This is a genomic window from Edaphobacter sp. (assembly GCF_035532915.1).
Taxonomy (GTDB): domain Bacteria; phylum Acidobacteriota; class Terriglobia; order Terriglobales; family Acidobacteriaceae; genus Edaphobacter.
The window spans coordinates 1-3,097 of sequence record NZ_DATKQC010000373.1 but is presented as its reverse complement, the minus strand read 5'-3'; the positions used below and the strand labels follow the sequence as shown (position 1 = coordinate 3,097).

Here is a 3,097-nt window from a genome sequence, read left to right as displayed (position 1 = left end):
TCCCCTGGGTCATGCGGGCCATAGCAGCAGGAGAGCCCGGTTTTCACCGGGCTTCCGCTCAATTGAGGAAGGGGCCTATGCGGCCTCTTCCTCGGTGGAGTCTTCGTCTTCCGCCGCCGCTTTCGCGGCCCGGTCGAGCTTCAGAATCGAGTTCACCCGGATCTCCCAAAGGGTCTGCTCCGAGTTGGTCTTCTTGCTGTCGTACTTGCGGCTGCGCAACTCGCCCTCGACCTGGATATGCGCGCCCTTCTTGAGCGTGGCGGCGAACTCTCCGAGCTTGCCGAAGACAACGCAGCGGTGCCACTCGGTGTGCTCGATGTACTTGCCGTCTTTCTTGTAAGAGGACTTGGTTGCCAGCGAGAGAGTGGTAAGGCTGCGGTCGTTGTTGGTGCGAACTTCGGCATCGCTGCCAAGGAATCCGATAAGGGTGACTTTGTTCTGGTACATGGTGTGTTCTCCGTTTCGTTGAATTTCCCGTATCCTGCTCGGGTCACCCATCGCGCAAGCGAGCGAGTGGGCCCGGCTCCCAAGGCCGAAGCTCTGCATTTACGGAGGGTCCGTCGAAGACGGAAACCGTAACCCGGAGGGCGGCGCAATCCGAGGTCCCCGGCGCACGTTTGTTGTGCGGTGGGGTGGTGAAGCCGAAGCAGAAGAGCGAGCCTGCCGCAGGGCGCAGGAAAGCCCCGAAGCGTGATCCCGAGCAGAGGACGGGATTCGAGACGGTAGGCACGCACATGCACCGAAGTCACGGCCAAGATTCCTGCGATATCCGTTCGCCATCACCGCCGCCTTCGATGGATCGGCAACGGCCTCCGGAAGCGGCTTCGTCGAGCACTCACACCGCTGTGTCATGCAGGCCGGGATTGCCACGCCAGGCGCATTCAGAGACGAGTTGGGCTGTGCAGCCGTGAAGGCAGCAGGATCGGACATCGAAGTGACCTCGGATTCGGGTTAGAAGATAAAGCTCAGAGCGTGCTCGTCAGGCAGAGGAAGCACGATAGACCTCCTCCGTCTGGAAGCATCCGTCCTGATGGCTGTAGCCGGAAACGGTAATCAGCTCTCGCACCCGGCGGCGGCCCGCGTGATCGCGTTCGCAATAGAGAACAAAGTCGATAGCCTCGGACGTCTCCGAACGAATGAACGAATGATTGAGATTTGGCCTGGCACTCAGGGCCAGATCCGACAGCCGATTGAGCGCGTCCCACGCGCTCTTTGCGTGGATCGTCGAGAGTGTTCCGCCGTGGCCTGTGTTCATGGCTTGCAGCAGGTCGTAGCCGCACTCATCGCGAATTTCACCCATGATGATTCGGTCGGGGCGGTGGCGGAGCGCCGCCGCCACGAGCTGGCTTGCGGTGATGGCAACCTGCCCAGGAATGGCCTCCACAGCTTCCCAGCGAACTGCGTTCGGATGGGCAATCTTCAGCTCTGCGGGCTGCTCGATCACGATAAGCCGTTCTTGAAGTGGAATGTGGTCGAGCAGCGCCTTCATCAGCGTCGTCTTGCCGGAGCCTGTTCCGCCGCTGATGATGCCATTCTTCCGCTCGCCGATGAACCGGACAACCGCATCCCGAATCTCCGTGGGGAGAGTTCCGGATTCGATCAGTTCATCCGATGTAAACCAGCGGTTGAATTTGCGAACCGTGAAGGTTGGTCCGCTGATGGAAGAGGGAGCGCCGACGACGGCGACGCGAGATCCGTCTGGAAGGCGGGTGTTGAGGACAGAATTCTGGCTGGTCAAATCCTGTCCGAGGATGCGCGCGACGCGCTCGATGGCGGCTTGCAGGCGCTCGTTGGTGTACGGGGTCGTGAGGGCGATCTTCTCGATGCTGCCGCCACGGTCGGCGTACACACCGCTGGTGCCGTTAATCATCAGATCCGAGATCGAAGGATCGAGCAGCAGCGCGCGCAATTCCTCGGGAAAGAACGGGAGAATCAGATCGAAACTCATCGAGTGGTCCCTCCAGCCGGCGCGGCATTTGCGCCCGGCACCAATGGATCGACCGACACCTCGTTCTGATGGAATTGCGTAATCGTCAGCCCCAGCGGATTGATGGTCTCGAACTGCGGGAAAATCTGAGCCTGCTGGCTGACCTGGGCAGGATTGAGGTAGTAGGTCACGCTCAGCATCCAATGCTCGGTTCTCGGCTGGCGGGAGTGGTCCGGTGAGTAGATTCTGTCGATGGCCACGAGCGCTGTTCCTCTGGCAATATTCGCCCCCTGAATCTTCTGGACAGACATGGAGGTAATCGTCACGTCCCGCACCTCCACATCGCTCTGCTCGATCTGCCCGGACATGACCTGCGAGACAAGATGATTATGGTTGTCCTCGGCCATCAACTGCGACGCCAGCGATTGCGACAGGAAGTAGTAGTTGAGGGGATACTTGGTCGCAATGGTATCGGGGTTGATGGTGTAGCGGTAGTTGGCCCAATCGGTAAGGTAAGTGCGTACCTCACCCTCGCGCGGTGTGTAGTCCAGATCGCTGTACTGAATCGCCTGGGCGCGACCCATTTTGTCAATCCGGATATAGCGGTCTACAACCGGGCGGCTGGCAAGCGAAAAGTTGAGCCACATCGATCCGCAGAGCAGTACCGTTCCACTGGCGAGGATGAGGCGATATGCCTTCCGCTCTGCGTAGTGAGAGGCATAGACCTCGTTGCCTATCTGATCGGTGAGGAGAGCCTCTTTCGGATTTAGGGACTGTTCAATGGGTGCTGTGCGCGTGGACATGGGGAGTGTGACTCCTTTCCGATACCGCCTTGAAAATGACACAGGAATAAATCAATCCGGCGGCGAGGATGCCAGTTAGGAAGATGACGAGTGCAGGGACATACCAACGAGGCCAACGCAAATTGCCTCTCGTCAGGATCGCCAGCCAGAACCAGTTCTTCACTATGCACCTCCGCTCTTTGCGAGCAGGACAGCTCCTCCACCAACAGCGCTTGGAGCAGCCGAAGTCAGTCCCGCAGCGCCACCGAAGATCGCCTGTGTCATGCTCGGAATGAAGAGCATGTTCACAATGAACGCTACAAAGACCATGATGCAGGGAATGAGGTTGGCAAGCCACATCTCAATCGAATAATTTCCGTTGAAGGTC

At 59.0% G+C, this 3,097-nt stretch carries 3 protein-coding genes and 1 pseudogene; all 4 read right to left on the bottom strand.

Annotation, left to right across the window (positions count from 1 at the left end; translation table 11 throughout):
* Positions 1-75: 75 nt before the first annotated feature.
* On the bottom strand, positions 76-447 hold the full coding sequence (locus tag VMU57_RS17640) for a single-stranded DNA-binding protein (RefSeq protein WP_325385801.1): 372 nt from the start codon (positions 445-447) through the stop codon (positions 76-78).
* 532 nt (positions 448-979) lie between these two features.
* A complete protein-coding gene (locus VMU57_RS17635; RefSeq protein WP_325385800.1) occupies positions 980-1,948 on the bottom strand; it encodes a CpaF family protein in 969 nt (322 codons plus the stop codon).
* Positions 1,945-2,730 carry a type IV secretion system protein gene (locus VMU57_RS17630; RefSeq protein ID WP_325385798.1) on the bottom strand — a complete coding sequence of 262 codons (786 nt, stop codon included), beginning with the start codon at positions 2,728-2,730 and terminating at the stop codon, positions 1,945-1,947. Before VMU57_RS17630 ends, VMU57_RS17635 begins: the two co-directional genes overlap by 4 nt.
* A 162-nt stretch (positions 2,731-2,892) precedes the next feature.
* Positions 2,893-3,097: pseudogene (locus VMU57_RS17625) on the bottom strand (hypothetical protein); the annotation flags it as partial.